Source organism: Cronbergia sp. UHCC 0137, from assembly GCF_034932285.1.
GTDB lineage: Bacteria > Cyanobacteriota > Cyanobacteriia > Cyanobacteriales > Nostocaceae > Cronbergia.
In genome coordinates this window covers 33468-49746 of the sequence record NZ_JAYGHC010000038.1, presented here as the reverse complement: position 1 = coordinate 49746, position 16279 = coordinate 33468, and the positions used below count along the sequence as shown (strand labels likewise).

The 16279-nt window shown below is 40.7% G+C and carries 16 protein-coding genes and 1 pseudogene; 11 read left to right on the top strand and 6 right to left on the bottom strand.

The genetic code is table 11. The features are described 5' to 3' along the window. Positions 1–393 (top strand): annotated as a pseudogene (locus tag VB711_RS18600) (Uma2 family endonuclease); the annotation flags it as partial. Positions 394–531: 138 nt separating this feature from the next. Here the strand turns inward: VB711_RS18600 and VB711_RS18595 are convergent. Then, positions 532–1818, bottom strand: a complete 1287-nt coding sequence (locus VB711_RS18595) for a glutamyl-tRNA reductase (protein WP_323287708.1) — start codon at positions 1816–1818, stop codon at positions 532–534. 96 nt (positions 1819–1914) lie between these two features. Then, complete coding sequence (gene glpX, locus VB711_RS18590; protein ID WP_323287707.1) at positions 1915–2952, bottom strand: class II fructose-bisphosphatase; 1038 nt, start codon at positions 2950–2952, stop codon at positions 1915–1917. A 264-nt stretch (positions 2953–3216) separates the two neighbouring features. Between glpX and grxC the strand changes: the two genes are divergently transcribed. Beyond that, on the top strand, positions 3217–3534 hold the full coding sequence (grxC, locus tag VB711_RS18585; protein ID WP_323287706.1) for a glutaredoxin 3: 318 nt from the start codon (positions 3217–3219) through the stop codon (positions 3532–3534). A gap of 200 nt (positions 3535–3734) precedes the next feature. Here grxC and VB711_RS18580 read toward each other — a convergent pair whose 3' ends face one another. Further along, a complete protein-coding gene (locus VB711_RS18580; protein WP_323287705.1) occupies positions 3735–3950 on the bottom strand; it encodes a hypothetical protein in 216 nt (71 codons plus the stop codon). A gap of 185 nt (positions 3951–4135) precedes the next feature. On the opposite strand from VB711_RS18580, the gene arsM reads away from it, so the two are divergent. Continuing rightward, entirely contained in the window at positions 4136–5104 is a 969-nt protein-coding gene (arsM, locus tag VB711_RS18575) for an arsenosugar biosynthesis arsenite methyltransferase ArsM (protein WP_323287704.1), read from the top strand. Positions 5105–5156: 52 nt separating this feature from the next. Then, positions 5157–6143: an arsenosugar biosynthesis radical SAM (seleno)protein ArsS gene (gene arsS / locus VB711_RS18570; RefSeq protein ID WP_323287711.1), complete on the top strand. Its 987-nt coding sequence runs from the start codon at positions 5157–5159 to the stop codon at positions 6141–6143. Positions 6144–6455: 312 nt separating this feature from the next. Here the strand turns inward: arsS and VB711_RS18565 are convergent, their stop codons facing one another. Continuing rightward, positions 6456–7319, bottom strand: a complete 864-nt coding sequence (locus VB711_RS18565) for a M48 family metallopeptidase (RefSeq protein ID WP_323287703.1) — start codon at positions 7317–7319, stop codon at positions 6456–6458. Positions 7320–7435: 116 nt separating this feature from the next. Beyond that, a complete protein-coding gene (locus VB711_RS18560) occupies positions 7436–8725 on the bottom strand; it encodes a Glu/Leu/Phe/Val dehydrogenase (RefSeq protein WP_323287701.1) in 1290 nt (429 codons plus the stop codon). 309 nt (positions 8726–9034) lie between these two features. Here VB711_RS18560 and VB711_RS18555 point away from each other — a divergent pair, with 309 nt between their 5' ends. Then, the gene (locus VB711_RS18555; protein ID WP_323287700.1) at positions 9035–9973 is read left to right on the top strand and encodes an AAA family ATPase; all 939 of its coding nucleotides are present in this window, start codon (positions 9035–9037) and stop codon (positions 9971–9973) included. A gap of 245 nt (positions 9974–10218) precedes the next feature. On the opposite strand, the gene VB711_RS18550 is transcribed toward VB711_RS18555, so the two are convergent. Beyond that, positions 10219–11181, bottom strand: a complete 963-nt coding sequence (locus VB711_RS18550) for a M48 family metallopeptidase (protein WP_323287699.1) — start codon at positions 11179–11181, stop codon at positions 10219–10221. Between the two features lie 117 nt (positions 11182–11298). Here VB711_RS18550 and VB711_RS18545 point away from each other — a divergent pair, with 117 nt between their 5' ends. The 6 genes from VB711_RS18545 (at position 11299) to VB711_RS18520 (ending at position 16238) form a co-directional block, all read left to right on the top strand. Then, on the top strand, positions 11299–12852 hold the full coding sequence (locus VB711_RS18545; RefSeq protein WP_323287697.1) for an ATP-dependent DNA helicase: 1554 nt from the start codon (positions 11299–11301) through the stop codon (positions 12850–12852). Positions 12853–13029: 177 nt separating this feature from the next. Continuing rightward, positions 13030–13242, top strand: a complete 213-nt coding sequence (locus VB711_RS18540; RefSeq protein ID WP_323287710.1) for a DUF2839 domain-containing protein — start codon at positions 13030–13032, stop codon at positions 13240–13242. 207 nt (positions 13243–13449) lie between these two features. Continuing rightward, positions 13450–14412 carry an ABC transporter ATP-binding protein gene (locus tag VB711_RS18535; RefSeq protein WP_323287696.1) on the top strand — a complete coding sequence of 321 codons (963 nt, stop codon included), beginning with the start codon at positions 13450–13452 and terminating at the stop codon, positions 14410–14412. Between the two features lie 3 nt (positions 14413–14415). Beyond that, complete coding sequence (locus VB711_RS18530; RefSeq protein ID WP_323287695.1) at positions 14416–15228, top strand: ABC transporter permease; 813 nt, start codon at positions 14416–14418, stop codon at positions 15226–15228. Positions 15229–15576: 348 nt separating this feature from the next. Continuing rightward, positions 15577–15813 (top strand): hypothetical protein, encoded by a 237-nt coding sequence (locus VB711_RS18525; RefSeq protein WP_323287694.1) that lies wholly within the window; start codon positions 15577–15579, stop codon positions 15811–15813. Further along, complete coding sequence (locus VB711_RS18520) at positions 15813–16238, top strand: type II toxin-antitoxin system VapC family toxin (RefSeq protein ID WP_323287693.1); 426 nt, start codon at positions 15813–15815, stop codon at positions 16236–16238. Before VB711_RS18525 ends, VB711_RS18520 begins: the two co-directional genes overlap by 1 nt. Positions 16239–16279 lie beyond the last annotated feature (41 nt).

Below are 16279 nucleotides of genomic sequence, written 5' to 3'. Positions count from 1 at the left end.
TTTTATGCAATTTATGAAGTCAAAAAAGCCAGTGTTGAGGTATATCATTTGGTAGATGGGAAGTATGAGAAAATGCCAGCCAATGAAAGAGGACATTATCCAATTCCCCAGATCGGTGTAGAGTTGGGGATTCAACAGGATACAGAAATACCTTGGTTGCGCTGGTGGAGTGCAGATGGTGAGATGTTGCTGTCTGGAAATGAGCGGGCTGATCAAGAAAAACAACGAGCAGATCAAGAACGTATTGCTAAAGAACAGGCTGAGGCGATCGCTCTTCAGGAACGACGAGAAAAAGAACAAGAACGACGAGAAAAAGAACAGGAACGACGAGAAAAAGAAAGACTAATGGCATATTTGCGATCGCAGGGCATAGATCCTGAGCAAATCCCGTAGGTGCTGGGGATGGGTGAAAAATAAATTGAAACCAGCAAAAGTATTGATGTCGCTGGTTTCTATCAAACTGACTCCTTTAGGGACGAGGTTGCCAGTGTAAGGTGGTGAAGCATCGAATACAAGTTATACCGAGGTCAATTAACTAAATTGCTCACCTGCATCTAAATTAAATAACATTTGCAGGGTTTGCATACAATTACGTCTAGCCTCCACATCTTGCTGCGATCGCAACTGCACCATCGGATCATGTAAAATTTTATTGACTATCCCTCTTGTTAAAGCTTCAATAACTTCTTGGTGCTTTTCGGCAAATTCTGAACCTAATCGAGATAAGGCTTTTTCTAATTCTTGTTCCCGAATTGCTTCCACTTTATTCCGTAAACAACTAATAGTAGAAACAGTTTCTAAACTACGCCACCAAACATCAAAAGCTTCTACTTCTTGATCTAATATTTTCTCGGCTTCTAAGGCCATTTTCCGGCGACTTTCGTGGTTTTGTGCCACTACAGCCTTCAAATCATCAACATTAAAAGCCTTTACATTTGCTAGGTCATTGACATCGGTATGAACGTTACGCGGTACAGAAATATCAAACAACATTAAAGGTTGATTAGGTTCTAAAACCATTTCTAACTTAGCACGATCAAGAATTGGTTCCGTGGCAGAAGTGCTGGTAAATACTATATCACTCTCTGCAATTACAGACATCATTTCTGATAGCAGATGGATTTGAATAGGGTATTCTGAGAACTGCTTGGCCAATTCTGCGGCTCTTTCCCGTGAGCGATTAACAATACTAATGGATTTTGCACCTTTAGAAACAAGATGTTGCACCAGTAACCGAGACATTTTACCAGCACCGAGAATAGCTACACGGCAACTAGATAAATTTTCTGCTTTCATCTGAGCTAATTCTACAGCCGCCGAACTGATGGAAACTGCCCCGGTGCCGATGCTGGTTTCGGTTCTCACCCGTTTTCCGGCTGTTAATGCTTGTTTAAATAACCGATTTTGAATGGTTTTTATCCCGTTGTATTGCTGTCCCAATTTGTGAGTATTTTTAACTTGAGCTAAGATTTGTCCTTCCCCAAGGACAAGACTATCTAACCCAGCAGATACCCGCATGATATGTGTTACCGCATCAGTATGTAGCAACATGAACAGGTGTTGTCGGAGAGAAACTACAGGTAATTTGCTATGTTCTGCCAGAAATTGAGTTACTTCTTGGAGTCCTTGGGTAATTTCAGAGCTAACGATATAAATTTCTAAACGGTTGCAAGTGCTAAGTACGGCTACCTCATCAATATGAGGATAACTGATCAGATTAGCGATCGCACTTTCTGTTTGCGGTTCAGGAATACTTAACTTTTCTCTAATTTCTACCGGGGCTGTTTTATGGCTTAACCCCACCACTGCAATATTCATTTCTTAAATAGGTAATTGGTAATTGGTAATTGGGAATAGGGGATACAATCCCTATTCCTTCATGACTAATCTCTGGGTTACAGTCCTTTCTAACTACTAGCGTAATTGCAGAGATTTAGGATTGTCTAACAAATGGATTGTATCGACAAAACGGGCTGTCTTAGATTGGCTAGAAATAACCAAGCTTTGAGTTCTCGCACCACCAGAGAAGAAACGAACACCTTCCATCAAAGTACCAGGAGTAATACCACAAGCAGCAAAGAGTACGGTGTTACCGGAGGCTAATTCACTAGCGTCATAAACCTTATCTGGGTCAGTGATGCCCATTTCATTTAGACGGGCGATATTACCTTCTCTGCTTTCGCCAATTAAACCTGTTTGAACTACGGCTGGATCGTAGATTAGTTGTCCTTGGAAATGTCCATCTAAGCAACGTAAAGCAGCGGCGGAAATTACTCCTTCTGGTGCAGCACCGATACCCATTAAGGCATGGATGTTAGTACCAGCAAAGGCGCAAGAGATAGCAGCAGATACGTCACCATCACTAATCAGTCTAACTCTAGCTCCGGCGGTGCGGATTTCTTGAATTAGGTCTTTGTGGCGGGGACGATCCATAACTACTACAACCAATTCTTCTACAGCGCGATTTAAGCACTCAGATAGGATTTTGAGGTTTTCTGAAGCAGATTTGTTAATATCAACATGACCTTTAGCGGGAGCGGGAGCAGCTAGTTTCCGCATATAGAAGTCAGGGGCAGCAAATAAACCACCTTTTTCGGAAATTGCTAAAACTGCCATTGAGCCATTTTGACCGTAAGCTACGAGGTTAGTACCTTCGCAAGGGTCAACAGCGATGTCAATTTCAACTAATTCATCGGGGTTGCAGTAGTTTTTAGCATCTGGTTGGGTACAGATTCCGACTTCTTCGCCGATATAGAGCATGGGAGCTTCATCACGTTCACCTTCACCGATGACGATGCGACCGCGCATATAGATTTTGTTCATCCGTTCGCGCATGGCTTCCACTGCTACTAGGTCAGCAGTGTTTTTTTCGCCTTTACCCATCCACTTTGAGGAGGCGATCGCTGCTTGCTCAACTACCTCAATAATCTCTAAACCAAGTGTATTTTCCACAGACTCTGCCCTCTCGATTGCTTGTCTTAGCGTCTTTTTATCAGCTATTTCAGTTTTCAAGTCTACCAAAGTGCGGTTACACCTGAGTCAACGACTTGGTTAGTCATCGTGTTAAGTTTTGCTGCTAGAGTTAAATTTCCTCAAATGCGTAGATATAAAACGAGGTTTTGTATAGATTGCTGCGTTTAATCACTCCTTTGGTTCTACTTACGCTAGGCTGAAGAAAAATCAAAAAATATTTCAGATTAATTTGAGATTAAATATATGCTGGACTTTCTTAATTCTGTTTTCAATCGTCACCCAGAACGGGTTAAAGCCAACGTAGAAATTTACACTTGGCAAACTTGTCCTTACTGCATCCGCGCTAAGATGCTGTTGTGGTGGAAAGGTGTGAATTTTACTGAGTACAAAATTGACGGTGATGAAGCAGCTAGGGCGCAAATGGCTGAACGAGCCAACGGTCGTCGTAGTGTCCCCCAGATTTTCATCAATAATCAGCATATTGGCGGCTGTGACGACCTTTATCGTTTAGATACTCAAGGCCAAATAGACCCTCTTTTAGCTCAAGCTTCTATTAGTTAAATCGCTCAAAAAGTAATTGGTGATTGGGTTGATATATACAACCCAACACCTTGTATATGTTCTGTTTTAGTTTGTTTAACTAGAGTTTAAATAAACAGCGATCGCCTGTGGTGGATAGTTAGGCGATCGCTCTGAACCACTTTCTGAAATATCCAACCACAGCAAATGTCCGACCAAACCTCCTCAATTGCTCGACTAAATTACCGTGAAGGCGTACCTTGATTAGGACTACCCGCAACAGTATCCTCTCCAGGCGCTTCTGGTGTAGCTGTAGGTCTAGCATCACTTTTTTCTGCATCACCAGTCTTGCGAATGTCCGAGTCAATCGGTGTTTGATAACCACCAGATGCAGTTGGTGTAGTTGTTGGATGATCAGAGTTTTCTTTTTGAGTTTTTGAACTTGGTTTATCGCTCATGATCAAATCCTTAAAATTTAATTCCGGGTGTAATTCTAATACATACCCTGATCCAAATTTATCTATCTAAAATCTTGTTATATTAAATTTATTTATCTATCTTTAGCATCATTCCACAATAAATTAAGCTACTCTTTTAGAAATACCCAACCTCAAATATACTCACTTTAACTTCCACGGGAACAATGACATACTTAGAAACGGCTGCACAATTTTACAGCGAAGTTGCTCAAACACCAGAAATTGGATTGTGTTGTGTCCAAAGTACACCCCTGCAATTACCAGGACTCAAAATTCCTCGAACCATGGAGGAAATGAATTATGGGTGTGGAACAACCGTTCACCCCAACGAACTTGCAAACCAACCAACTGTACTGTATGTTGGCGTTGGTGGAGGTTTAGAAGCATTACAATTTGCTTACTTTTCTCGTCGTCCTGGTGCTGTAATTGCCATTGAACCAGTTAAAGCCATGGGTGAAGCCGCAAGACGGAACCTAGAAACAGCTACCCAACTAAACCCCTGGTTTGACACAAGTTTTGTAGAAATTCGCACCGGAGATGCTTTTAACTTACCAATAGAGGATTCATCTGTAGATATCGTAGCTCAAAATTGTTTATTTAACATCTTTGAACCAGCAGACTTAACCCTGGCTTTGAAAGAGGCCTATCGAGTATTAAAACCAGGTGGACGCTTACAAATGAGTGACCCCATTGCTACCCGCACAATTCCCGCTCATTTACAACAAAATGAACAGTTACGCGCTCTATGTTTATCAGGCGCACTTACCTATCAAGAGTATACCCAATTAATTATTAATGCGGGATTTGGACAAATTGAAATTCGCGCCCGTCGTCCTTATCGGTTACTAGATACTCAAACTTATAATTTAAACGAAAATCTTTTATTAGAAAGTCTTGATTCAGTAGCCTTTAAAGTTGATATTCCTGAAGATGGTGCTTGTATTTTCACTGGCAAAACAGCAATTTATGCAGGAAAAGAATCGTTTTTTGATGATTCCGCTGGTCATATTTTACAGCGTGGTATTCCTGCCGGAGTTTGTGACAAAACAGCAGCAAAATTAGCAACAGTAAAACCAGGAGAAATTTTAGTTACTGATTCTACATGGCACTATAATGGTGGGGGATGTTGTTAACTAATTCAGAATTTAACTTTGATTGAACAATTCTTTTATTCAGGTATAAATCATCGTGGAAACGGCAATTACACCATTTACAAATAAACTTAGTTCCCCTTTAAACAAAAGAGAAATTAGTGTTTTACAAATTAATCTAGGAAAACGCTGCAATCTTGCTTGTAATCACTGTCATGTAGAAGCAAGTCCAAACAGAACAGAAGAACTTTCTTTGGCTGTTGTTCTAGAATTAATTGAATTGATTTATAAATTTCCAGAAATAGAAATTGTGGATTTAACTGGTGGCGCACCAGAAATGAATTATGGTTTTAAACCACTACTAGAAGCCGCAATAGGAGCAGATAAACAGGTAATTGTGCGGTCAAATTTAACAATTTATTTTGTTGATGGATTTGGTGATTTGCCAGAATATTTTGCCCAAAACCAAGTCCGAATTGTCGCCTCTTTGCCCTGTTATTTAGCTGATAATGTGGATAAAATGCGGGGAAATGGAGTTTTTGATAGTTCAATTAAAGCTTTACAATGGTTAAATAAAGTTGGTTATGGTAATAACCCAGATTTAATTTTAGATTTGGTGTATAATTCTCCACTACCCAACAGCCAAGACTTTTCTTTAGCGCCAGAACAAACCAATTTAAACAGGAAATATAAAACATTTTTGCAGGATAATTTTGGCATTGTGTTTAACAATCTTTTGACAATCACCAATTTACCAGTTGGTAGAACTAAATTTCATTTAGAAAAACATCAACTTTATTCCAGTTATTTAGAGTTCTTAGAGTTGAATTTTAACCCCGATACAACTGATAATTTAATGTGTCTTAATCAAATTTCCGTTGATTATTTAGGAAACGTTTATGATTGTGACTTTAACCAAATGATGAACTTACCAGCCAAAACTGGAAATGGCAAAAATATAACGATTAGCAAATTGCTAGAATTGGGTAATTTAAACTTAATGGAACAAGTACAAACCGCCGATTATTGCTATGGTTGTACGGCTGGTTGTGGTTCTAGTTGTAGTGGTGCTTTAGTGTGAATATTGGTAACTAGGAAAAATTTTCCTGGTGCAGGTTGGTTTTATTTTGCCCACATACTTAGGGTTTGCTGATAGCGTAGCGTGCCGTTAGGCATATAAACCAAAAACCTAGATATCTCAACAGTTTCAGGCTGAAAAAGTTGGAGAAGGTGCAAGTAATAAGCGATGAAATCATCAAAAACTGTTCGTTTATCCAGATTCGAGACTATTCTGATATACTTCTAATTCTTACTCCTGACTCCTAGCCCTAACGAAAAGACTTTTTCTGCAACCCCTACTTAATATTAAGTTAAAGTTCCTCACACCACATTATTACCAATTACGCCAACCACCCTTAACCTGATCTTTGAAACCGTAATTTTGAATCAATAATTGATATTCTTGACTACTTGACCAGCGATCAATTTCTCGCGCTCTCAAGACTGGAACAGGATGACTTAATTCAGATGTACGGGCTACCTTGACCATTTCACCTAACTCCGTTTTGCTAATATCATCATAGGCACGAGCTTGGGCGATAAAGGCATCTAGGTTAAGTTGGGGTGATAACTTAGGAGAACCACCAGCTAACTTCATTAATACAGACATCACCACCTGGGGATTTTGGGTAGCTAACAAAGCAGCGCGATCGCAAGTAAACTCAGCACAACGTACCCATTCTAAAAGTTGTGATTGGATAGCTTGAGCCAAAAAAGTGCCGATATTAGGTACAAATGCAGCCGCTAAAACTAATAAGTTCACAGGTGTTAAATAAACACTATGATCACACTTGAGATGTCCCAATTCATGGGCGATTACAGCTTGAATTTCCTCTGGTGTCAGCAGATCAATCAACGACGTATGTAGCACCACAAAAGGCTGTTTACCCCGCATCGCAAAAGTATAAGCATTGGGAGCAGGATGTTGACGAATATACAACTGGGGTGGTTCAATATCCAAGATTTTACAAGCATCTAACAACAACTTGTGTAAATCAGGAAGTTGTGTTTCACCTACCAAAATACTCGAAGCTATATTTTCTACATAAAAAATCTGTTCTACCACAGGACCGAGCAAATTCCGCACCATCATATCAATACCGGGAATTTGCTTGAGACTTGCGGTTGCTTCTAAGTCTAGGGGATGGCGAAATGAGTCAGCTTTTAGACCAACCAGTGGGGTTTTGAATAAAGACATGATTAGGAAACTAAATCTCTGAGGATATTATATCCCAGAAATAACCCGCAGCTAAATCGGCTACTTCTACTTCTGTAGCGATCGCCCCAAAAGAATATCAAAGAACCAAGAAAAAATTAAGGATACAAACCCCTATCAGTCAAAGCTCGCGCTACCCTACCCACACCTAGAGTATAAGCCGCTAACCGCAGATTAGCCATTCTAGCTTTCGATTCTTGAATTACTCGGCGGTAAGCCTGTACCATTAAATATTCCATTTCTCCGTTCACTCGTTCTTCATCCCAAAATACATAAGAAAGACCTTGCACCCATTCCAGATAACTCACCACCACACCCCCAGCATTAGCTAAAATATCTGGTAACACAGTTACACCTTGATCTGCCAAAAACTGGTTAGCTTCCAACGTCACTGGTCCATTAGCCGCTTCAACCACCATCTTAGCTTGTACCTGACTCATATTTTCTTCAGTAATTTGATTCTCTAAAGCCGCAGGAATCAACACATCACAATCTAAGGTCAGCAAATCTGCATTACTAATCGGTATTCCTTCCCCAAATCCCACTAAACTCCTACGATTTTCAGCGGCGTATATTTTCAAGGCTGGAATATCAAGACCATCTGGAGAAAATACCCCACCAGCACCAGTGGAAACAGCAATAATTTTTGCCCCTTCTTTATGTAATAATTCAGCCGCCGCACAGCCGACATTACCGAAACCTTGAATAGCAATTCGTACACCCACCAGAGATTTACCTTGGTCTGCTAATGCCTCACGGACAATAATCATTACACCCCTACCCGTTGCCATCTCCCTGCCCAGTGAACCGCCAATAGAAACCGGCTTACCAGTAACTACACCAGGTACAGAATGACCCACATTAACAGAATAAGTATCCATCATCCAAGCCATTTCACGGGCAGAAGTCCCCATATCAGGCGCTGGAATATCAACAGAGGGTCCAATATCTTTAATTAACTCACTAATATAACGGCGGCTAATTCTTTCCAATTCCCCCACACTATACTTTTTCGGGTCTATAGGTATTCCCCCCTTAGCACCACCATAAGGAATACCCAACAATGCACATTTCCAAGTCATCAACATGGCTAAGGCTGACACTTCCCGGAGAGTCACTGCTGGATGATAACGAATCCCTCCTTTGTAGGGTCCCAAGATATCAGAGTGCTGTACCCGATGACCAGCTAAAACTCGTATTTCACCATTATCCAGCTTGACGGGAATAGAAACTGTCACCACCTTACGAGGATGACTAAGGATTTCTACCACACCTTGATCTAATTTTAATTCTTTAGCTGCCCATTCTAAATAACTACAGGCTTGGTCAAATGGGCAAATATGCCCTGGAGAGTGGTTTTCTAGCGATGGGAGTGGAGTAGCAACCATAATATTTTCCCCTAATCGCAATATCTTGGCAAACTGAATATTTCATATATCAGTAGTGTATATCTTTATTCAATAAAAGGGAAGATAAAATTACCACATCTGAGAGAGGCAGGGGGGCAGGGGGCAGGGGGCAGGGGGCAGGGGAGGAATAATTAATTTATTACCAATCACCAATCACCAATCACCAATCACCAATCACCAATCACCCAATTGATAAGAAAGTAAAATATATAAGTCATATAAGAATTACATTCTTTTATATTTCTCGATTCAAGGCTATCATCAATTTCATTGCCAGAGGTGATAGTCATGAGTGAACAAATTTTAGAACAAGAAACAATTAGCACTCTGATCCAAGATAGAGAAATCGACTTAGAGGCAGCTTTTCGGGAATCTCATGTACAAGGAATACTTGATAAATTAGACCAGGAATTAGTCGGTTTAAAGTCAGTCAAGAACAAAATCAGGGAAATGGCGGCTTTATTACTGGTCGATCGCATCCGTAAAAGTTTGGGTTTAACTGCCGGTGCGCCTAGCTTACACATAACATTTTTAGGCAATCCAGGCATGGGTAAAACTACTGTAGCCATGCGGATGGCGGAAATTCTCTATCGCTTGGAATATATCCGCAAAGAAAATGTGATGTTAGTAACGCGAGATGATTTAGTTGGACAAGGTATCGGCCAAACTGCACCCAAAACTAGGGAAGTTTTAAATAATGCCTTGGGTGGTGTTTTGTTGATTGATGAAGCCTATACTTTATACCGTCCAGATCATCCAGGGGATTTTGGTTTAGAAGCAATAGAAATTTTAATGCAGGTAATGGAAAACCAACGGGATGATTTAGTTGTAATTCTCGCTGGCTACAAAGACCAAATGGAGAGATTTTTTCATAGTAATCCTGGAATGAATTCCCGGATTGGGCTACACATTGAATTTAATGATTACGGTGTCGATGATTTACTGCTTATTGCTCAAACAATATTAAAGGCACAAAATTACTGCTTCAGTTCTGATGCAGAAAAAGCCTTTCGAGAGTATTTAATTAAACGGAAAACTATGCCTCATTTTGCTAACGCTCGTAGTGTTCGCAATGCTATAGATCGGGCGCGGTTGCGTCAAGCTAATCGTTTATTGAGTAGTGGTAAGCTTTTAAATAAACAAGACCTAATCACCATTGAAGCAGTAGATATTCTGGCTAGTCGAGTATTTAAAGAAGGTGTTCCTGATTGCGATCCAGAAAATTAAAGGAGGCAGGAGTTGAAAGGCAGGAGGCAGGAGGTTTTTTTAGAGGGGGATTCAAACCCACCTATAATTGAAGACCGCCAAATCAAAAGATTGTGGCTCTTGACTTAAACCCAAATGGTCGATGCAAAAAGGCTTTATTCTTAATTAAAAATTTTCCCTTCTGCCTCCTGCCCTCTGCCTTCTGCCTCGCCCGAAGGGTTGTTAAAATAGGAGTTTTGGTGGGCATTGCCCACCCTACATTTTGATTAATCAGATTTTTTCATTTTGTCAATTTCTCTTTGCAATTCTTCAACTTTACGACGGAGTTTTTCTGCTTCAGTTTCCGCCGGTTCAGGGGTGACATTTACTGCTCCATTGGCGGGACTGCGCTGATAATTGCCTTGACGAATTTGCTGATATTCTGCTGATACTGCCCAATTGCGTAAATAATGAATACGTTCTACGGGGAAAGGATGGGTAAGCATAGTCCCTTGAACGCCAGTGTACATCAGGAATTTATAAATTTGATTTAATCCATCATCATCCAGCGCTTGATATTTTTCTGACTGCTGGATAAATTCTTGCAAACTACATTCATTGGCATATTTATTACTACCACCGGAAATTTTCATCATTGATGACATAACTGGGTTTAAATCATCTGTCACGAGTAAAGCTGCCCGATCCGCGCTTAATTCAGCTTTGCGTCGCCATTCAAAAAAGGCGTAAATTAAGGCTTGACTAACAAAATTGCCGATACCAAAGGTTAATTCACTAATGACGGAAGCAGCGCTCATCGCCCACATCGCCATTTGAATTAAAATAGTATGACCACATTTAATATGCCCTAGTTCATGGGCTAAAACTGCCCGAATCTCAGCTTCACTCAGTAAGTCAAGAATCCCTGTATTCATTACTATGTAAGGATTTTCTTGACCGAGAGCGTAGCTGTTTGCTTGGGGATCTTGGGAAATAAAGAGTGCCGGTTCAGGGGTTATGTCCAAATCGCGCACACATTCCCGAAATATCTGGTAAATGGTGGAATATTGGCGCGGACCCACTTGGATTGTGTTACCCATTAAATACACTAATTGGGGGCGCTCGTAGAGAAATTCTACAAATTTACGAGCAATTAAGTCAAATCCGGGTAAATTGCGTAATGCTTCCTCGGCTTGCTGATCTAATGGATGCCTGAAGGCTTCGCTGGAAATTCCTGTATAAGTTGGCATAATTTTAGAGGATAGGGCTTTGATTGAATTATCAATCACATTTGACTAATGACAACATAATAGAAATGGGGTGTGTAGAGATAGTAGAAATCACTTTATATTGGATAAAATAAACGTGTGATTGAGGCAGAAGTTCATTTATCATTACATAATTTCCTGCGATCGCAGTCGGAATTTCCTTCTTGGCCTCATCATCTGACGATGGCGAGGTTGGTAGCACGTGCTTTGCGTTTAGGACGCAGTGCTTTAATTCAAGTAGGGGCTGTTTGCGGCTATCAGGGACGTTATCGCACCAGTTTTGTCGCATCGGCTTTGATGTGGCATGGTCCGGTAATTATCGTTGCTCCTGAAGCTGTTCAGCAACGTCTACTAAAAGTGGAAATTCCCCGTTTACAGCAGTGGCTACCAACTAACAAGCCGATCAGAACTGGTGATGTTTGGCCTCATCCTGAGTTTCGCGGGTTGTTGTTGACTTCCCCGGAAGTTTGGTTAAAGGCGCAATTGACTAATAATCAGCATTTTCCCCCAAATATCCCGACAATTATTGATCAAGTTGATGATTTAGAAGATTGGGTGCGGGATCAACTAACTCAAAATATTACTCCTGATGATTGGGAGCAGTTGATGTTGGCTAATCCCCACCAAACTGAGGTGATCCGCGAAGCTAGGGTACAACTAACTCATGAATTGTTCAAACATCCACCTAATCCATATCAGTGTTATTTAATTTCTCAGCCAGAATTGGAAATTTTGCAACGTCTGTATTTAGAATTAGATCCTGAGATGAATATCTTCCCAGATGTTTGGCAAAATTTCTGGCAGCAATTCCCCCTAATTAATCAAAATCCTACCCCTCCTCTACTCTGGGCTACTCTAGCTCGTCGTCAAGGTTTATTTTCTCTACACTATGCACCGATTGAGTTGGCTAAAATTCTCTCTCCTATTTGGCAACGGCAACCTGTGGTGTTAGTTGGCGGTGCTTTAGAACCAGAAACAGAAGCTCCTTTATTTCGTCAACGTTTGGGTTTGGAAGATGTAACTTGTTTGAAGTTTTCTAGTGATAGTCAAGGGGAAGCGATTCAACTTTATGTTCCTTATAAGTTACCTTTGCCCAATACACCGGAGTTTCAACCGGCTTTTATTCACCAAGTACGGACGCTGGTGTGTCTGAGTGCAACTGCTCCCGGATTGACGGTGGTGTTGGTGGGTGATGTGCCTTTGAAGGCTCAGGTGGCGACAATTTTAGCTTCTGAGTTTGGTTCACGGGTGCAGGTAGAAAAAACTTGTTTGGATGAAAATGGCATTTTGGTGACTGGTTGGGAGTATTGGCGATCGCACCAATCGGTTTTACCATCTCCCCAATTGTTAATTATTGCAACTTTGCCTTTGCCATCTTTAGAAAATCCTCTGGTGGCTGGTAGGGTGGCTCATTATAAGCGATCGCACCAGGATTGGTTTCGTCTATACTTGTTACCAACGGCTCTGAATGAGTTGCAAAGAGCGATCGCACCTGTGCGCGAATCTCAAGGTATTGTGGCTTTGCTTGATAGTCGGGTTGTTAACCGCAGCTACGGTTCTCAGGTTCTCTCTGCTCTTAGTCCCCTGGCACGGTTAAATTATCTCGATCCCAGTCTGTTTTCTCACAATCATGATCAAGAAGATTCTATCTAAAATCAAAGTGGAAATTATATACTAAATAGTATAGCAGGAGTCAGGAGTCAGGAGTCAGAATTAAAACCCTGTTGTGAAACGAGTTGCATGAATGGTTTACGCCAATCTGCGCTAACAATTGATGTCCTAACCACCTTGGCGGTTGCTATAATTTACAAGCTTTTTGGGTGGCTAATTATGGGTGAAGCAAAACGTCGTAAAAGTAAATTGGGAGAAAAATACGGTCAAGATGAAAGAATTTTGCCGTGGGTTCCCATTACCAAAAGTCAATCTGAATTATTTGTGAGTTTGACCACTCGCGGGGCTTGGATTGGTATCGGGGGTATGGTGGTTCTTTGGGTGACTATCCGTTTTATCGGTCCGGCTTTCGGTTGGTGGAATGTGGTTTGATATCTTAACCCTTGGGGATTGGATAATAGACTTCTTGCAAAAGTCGTGATTTTCAAATTCTTCTTTGCGTCTTTGCGCCTTTGCGTGAGCCTTTCAAGAATCTTCTTGGCGACACCAAAGTATTTATGCAAGAAGTCTAATCTACATAATCATTAAATCCGTGTCATCGGTGTAATCCATTAAATCCGTGATTTGAAATTTAAATTGATGATTGAAGTTGAAAATCTGAGTAAAATTTACGGTTCTACTACGGCCATTAGTGATGTGTCTTTTAATGTTGAACCTGGTGAAATTTTAGGGTTTTTAGGTCCTAATGGCGCTGGTAAAACTACTACTATGCGAATTTTGTCGGGCTATTTACCAGCAAGTGGGGGAACGGCTAGAATTGCGGGTTTTGATATCCATGAAAATTCTCTGGCTGTTCGTCAACGCATTGGTTATTTGCCAGAAACTCCTCCTCTATACTCGGAAATGACGGTGGAGGGGTTTTTGGATTTTGTGGCACGGATTAAGGGGGTATCAGGGGGCGATCGCTCTCAAAAGGTACAAGCGGCTATCCAACGTTGTAATCTGGAGGAAAAGCGGCGGGTAATTATTCGCAAACTCTCTAAAGGATACCGTCAACGGGTGGGAATTGCCCAGGCGATCGTTCATGATCCCCCAGCGATTATTCTCGATGAACCTACTGTAGGTCTTGATCCCCGACAAATTATTGAGGTGAGGAATTTAATTAAAAGTTTGGCAGGTACACACACAATTATTTTGTCTACTCATATTTTACCAGAGGTGAGTATGACTTGTAACCGGGTGGCAATTATTAACAAGGGAAAAATAGTAGCTATAGATACTCCAGAAAATTTATTATCACAATTGACAAATGGCTCAGGATATGAATTAGAAATTTCTGGGGAAGAAACATTAGCTAAACAAGTCCTGCAAAATATTCCAGGGGTGAGTTTGGTAGAAACAATGATCATAGAAGAAGAGCGTGTTTCTTTGCGGGTAATATCCCAACCAGGGGTAGAACCAGGAACGGAGATCACCACAGGCTTAATTCAGGCTGGATTGAGTTTACATGAAATGCGTCGAGTGAGTGCTACTTTAGAGGATGTATTTTTGCAACTAACCACAGAAGAAAAAAATTTGCACACTGAAACAGGAGAAGACTGATAAATGGGTATAGTTTGGGCAAATATTATTGCCATTTATCGCCGAGAATTGCAGAGTTACTTCATTTCACCTCTAGCTTATGCGATCGCTGGAGTCTTTTGGTTTTTGGCGGGGTTATTTTTTGTGATGATTTTGCTTGGACCCGGTGGCATTTTATATACAGTTACCGCTTATGAGTTACAAGGACAACAATTAGGAGTACCAGTACCACCGATAGATGTACCTTACGAATTTGTCCGAGCATTTTTAGATCGAATGGGGTGGTTACTATTGTTTGTATTGCCAATTTTGTCAATGGGTCTTTATGCTGAAGAACGTAAACGCGGTACTTTAGAACTTTTAGCCACATCTCCCATTACCAACTGGGCGGTAGCCGTAGGTAAATTATTGGGAGTTTTGACGTTTTTTATCACTATGATTGTACCATTGTTGGGATTTGAAGCGATCGCCCTCAGCGCGTCCAATCCTCCCATTTCACCCACAATACCCTTACTCGGTCATTTAGGATTAATCTTACTAGCAGCAGCAATTTTATCTTTAGGAATGTTTATATCTTCTTTAACAGACAGCACAATTTTATCAGCAGTCCTCACATTTACTGTCGTTATATTACTATTATTCCTTGATTTAATTGCCCAAATCATCCCCGGTTTTATCGGCACAGCATTAGGTCATTTATCCCTACTTAAACATTACAACACCTTAGTTCAAGGAATCTTTGATACTCAAGCCTTAATATTATTTGCCAGTTACATTATTTTAGGGATTTTTCTCACAGCCCAATCAATTGACGCACTACGTTTTCAACGGCGATAATTAAACGCGATCGCCTATTGTGGAAAAGTTGAGGTTCTATTTACTCAAGTTGCTAGTTATCTAGTTGAGGTTGATCATTGGTAAGTAATTTTTTGTTTTAATCCAACACGGTTCAGTTGAGCCTGAAATTCTTTTTTAAACGAACCACAGAGGCACAGAGGACACAGAGAAATGAGAAGAACAAATTTTTGACTGAACTGTATTGTGTTTTAATCCTGTAAATCCTTTAATCCTGGACATCCTGTATCCCTTACGGGAGGCGTTAGCCATATCAGACATTTTCCCTAACTAGCAACTTACGTTATTTGTCATAATTATAAGGTCGTGTCCTTTGTAGGAACAATTAATATGTCTTCCTTGTCTAGGCAAATTTTACAAACGGTAGAAGTATTATCGACAGAAGATCAGCATCAGGTGTTGAGTTTTGTGGAATCTCTTTGGAGAAAACGTCAGAAAGCAATCACTACGTCTCTAGAAACCAATTCCCCCTCGTTTTTTGAGGTGGCTCAAGCTTCAATTGGAGCAGGGGAAGGTCCAGGCGATCTTTCAACGAATCCTGATTATATGCAGAGCTATGGTCAGTGATGCACTACGAGGTAATTGTTGACACAGGAATTTTACTGGCTTTGATTGACCGCAATGATGGCCACCATACTTGGGTAACAGAACGATTAAAGGAGATTGTTCCCCCATTATTGACTTGTGAAGCGGTGATTTCAGAAAGTTGGTTTTTGTTGCAACGGGTAAAGAGGGGGCGAGAGATTTTGCTACAATTGTTAGCTCAGAAACAGATCATTATTCGGTTTGATTTGGATGCGGAGTTGGTGACAACAATGGCATTATTAAGTCGCTATCAATCAGTACCAGTTTCTTTAGCTGATGTGGAGTTAGTACGAATGTCGGAGCTATATCCTAACAGTCTGATTTTTACTCTCGATAGCGATTTTCTCATTTACAGAAAGAATCGTGATCGCCTAATTCCTTTGCTTATGCCTCCATTCGATTCTTAATTTTTTATTTTATCAGTGCGATCGCTGTTATCTTATTAATT

What these genes read in the sequence shown, in the direction of transcription:
- grxC (WP_323287706.1), top strand. Translation starts at nt 3,217, where the DNA reads ATGCTGGACTTTCTTAATTCTGTTTTCAATCGTCACCCAGAACGGGTT.
- VB711_RS18530 (WP_323287695.1), top strand. Translation starts at nt 14,416, where the DNA reads ATGGGTATAGTTTGGGCAAATATTATTGCCATTTATCGCCGAGAATTG.
- VB711_RS18555 (WP_323287700.1), top strand. Translation starts at nt 9,035, where the DNA reads ATGAGTGAACAAATTTTAGAACAAGAAACAATTAGCACTCTGATCCAA.
- VB711_RS18565 (WP_323287703.1), bottom strand. Translation starts at nt 7,319, where the DNA reads ATGTCTTTATTCAAAACCCCACTGGTTGGTCTAAAAGCTGACTCATTT.
- VB711_RS18520 (WP_323287693.1), top strand. Translation starts at nt 15,813, where the DNA reads ATGCACTACGAGGTAATTGTTGACACAGGAATTTTACTGGCTTTGATT.
- VB711_RS18580 (WP_323287705.1), bottom strand. Translation starts at nt 3,950, where the DNA reads ATGAGCGATAAACCAAGTTCAAAAACTCAAAAAGAAAACTCTGATCAT.
- arsM (WP_323287704.1), top strand. Translation starts at nt 4,136, where the DNA reads ATGACATACTTAGAAACGGCTGCACAATTTTACAGCGAAGTTGCTCAA.
- VB711_RS18540 (WP_323287710.1), top strand. Translation starts at nt 13,030, where the DNA reads ATGGGTGAAGCAAAACGTCGTAAAAGTAAATTGGGAGAAAAATACGGT.
- VB711_RS18535 (WP_323287696.1), top strand. Translation starts at nt 13,450, where the DNA reads ATGATTGAAGTTGAAAATCTGAGTAAAATTTACGGTTCTACTACGGCC.
- VB711_RS18595 (WP_323287708.1), bottom strand. Translation starts at nt 1,818, where the DNA reads ATGAATATTGCAGTGGTGGGGTTAAGCCATAAAACAGCCCCGGTAGAA.
- VB711_RS18550 (WP_323287699.1), bottom strand. Translation starts at nt 11,181, where the DNA reads ATGCCAACTTATACAGGAATTTCCAGCGAAGCCTTCAGGCATCCATTA.
- VB711_RS18525 (WP_323287694.1), top strand. Translation starts at nt 15,577, where the DNA reads ATGTCTTCCTTGTCTAGGCAAATTTTACAAACGGTAGAAGTATTATCG.
- VB711_RS18560 (WP_323287701.1), bottom strand. Translation starts at nt 8,725, where the DNA reads ATGGTTGCTACTCCACTCCCATCGCTAGAAAACCACTCTCCAGGGCAT.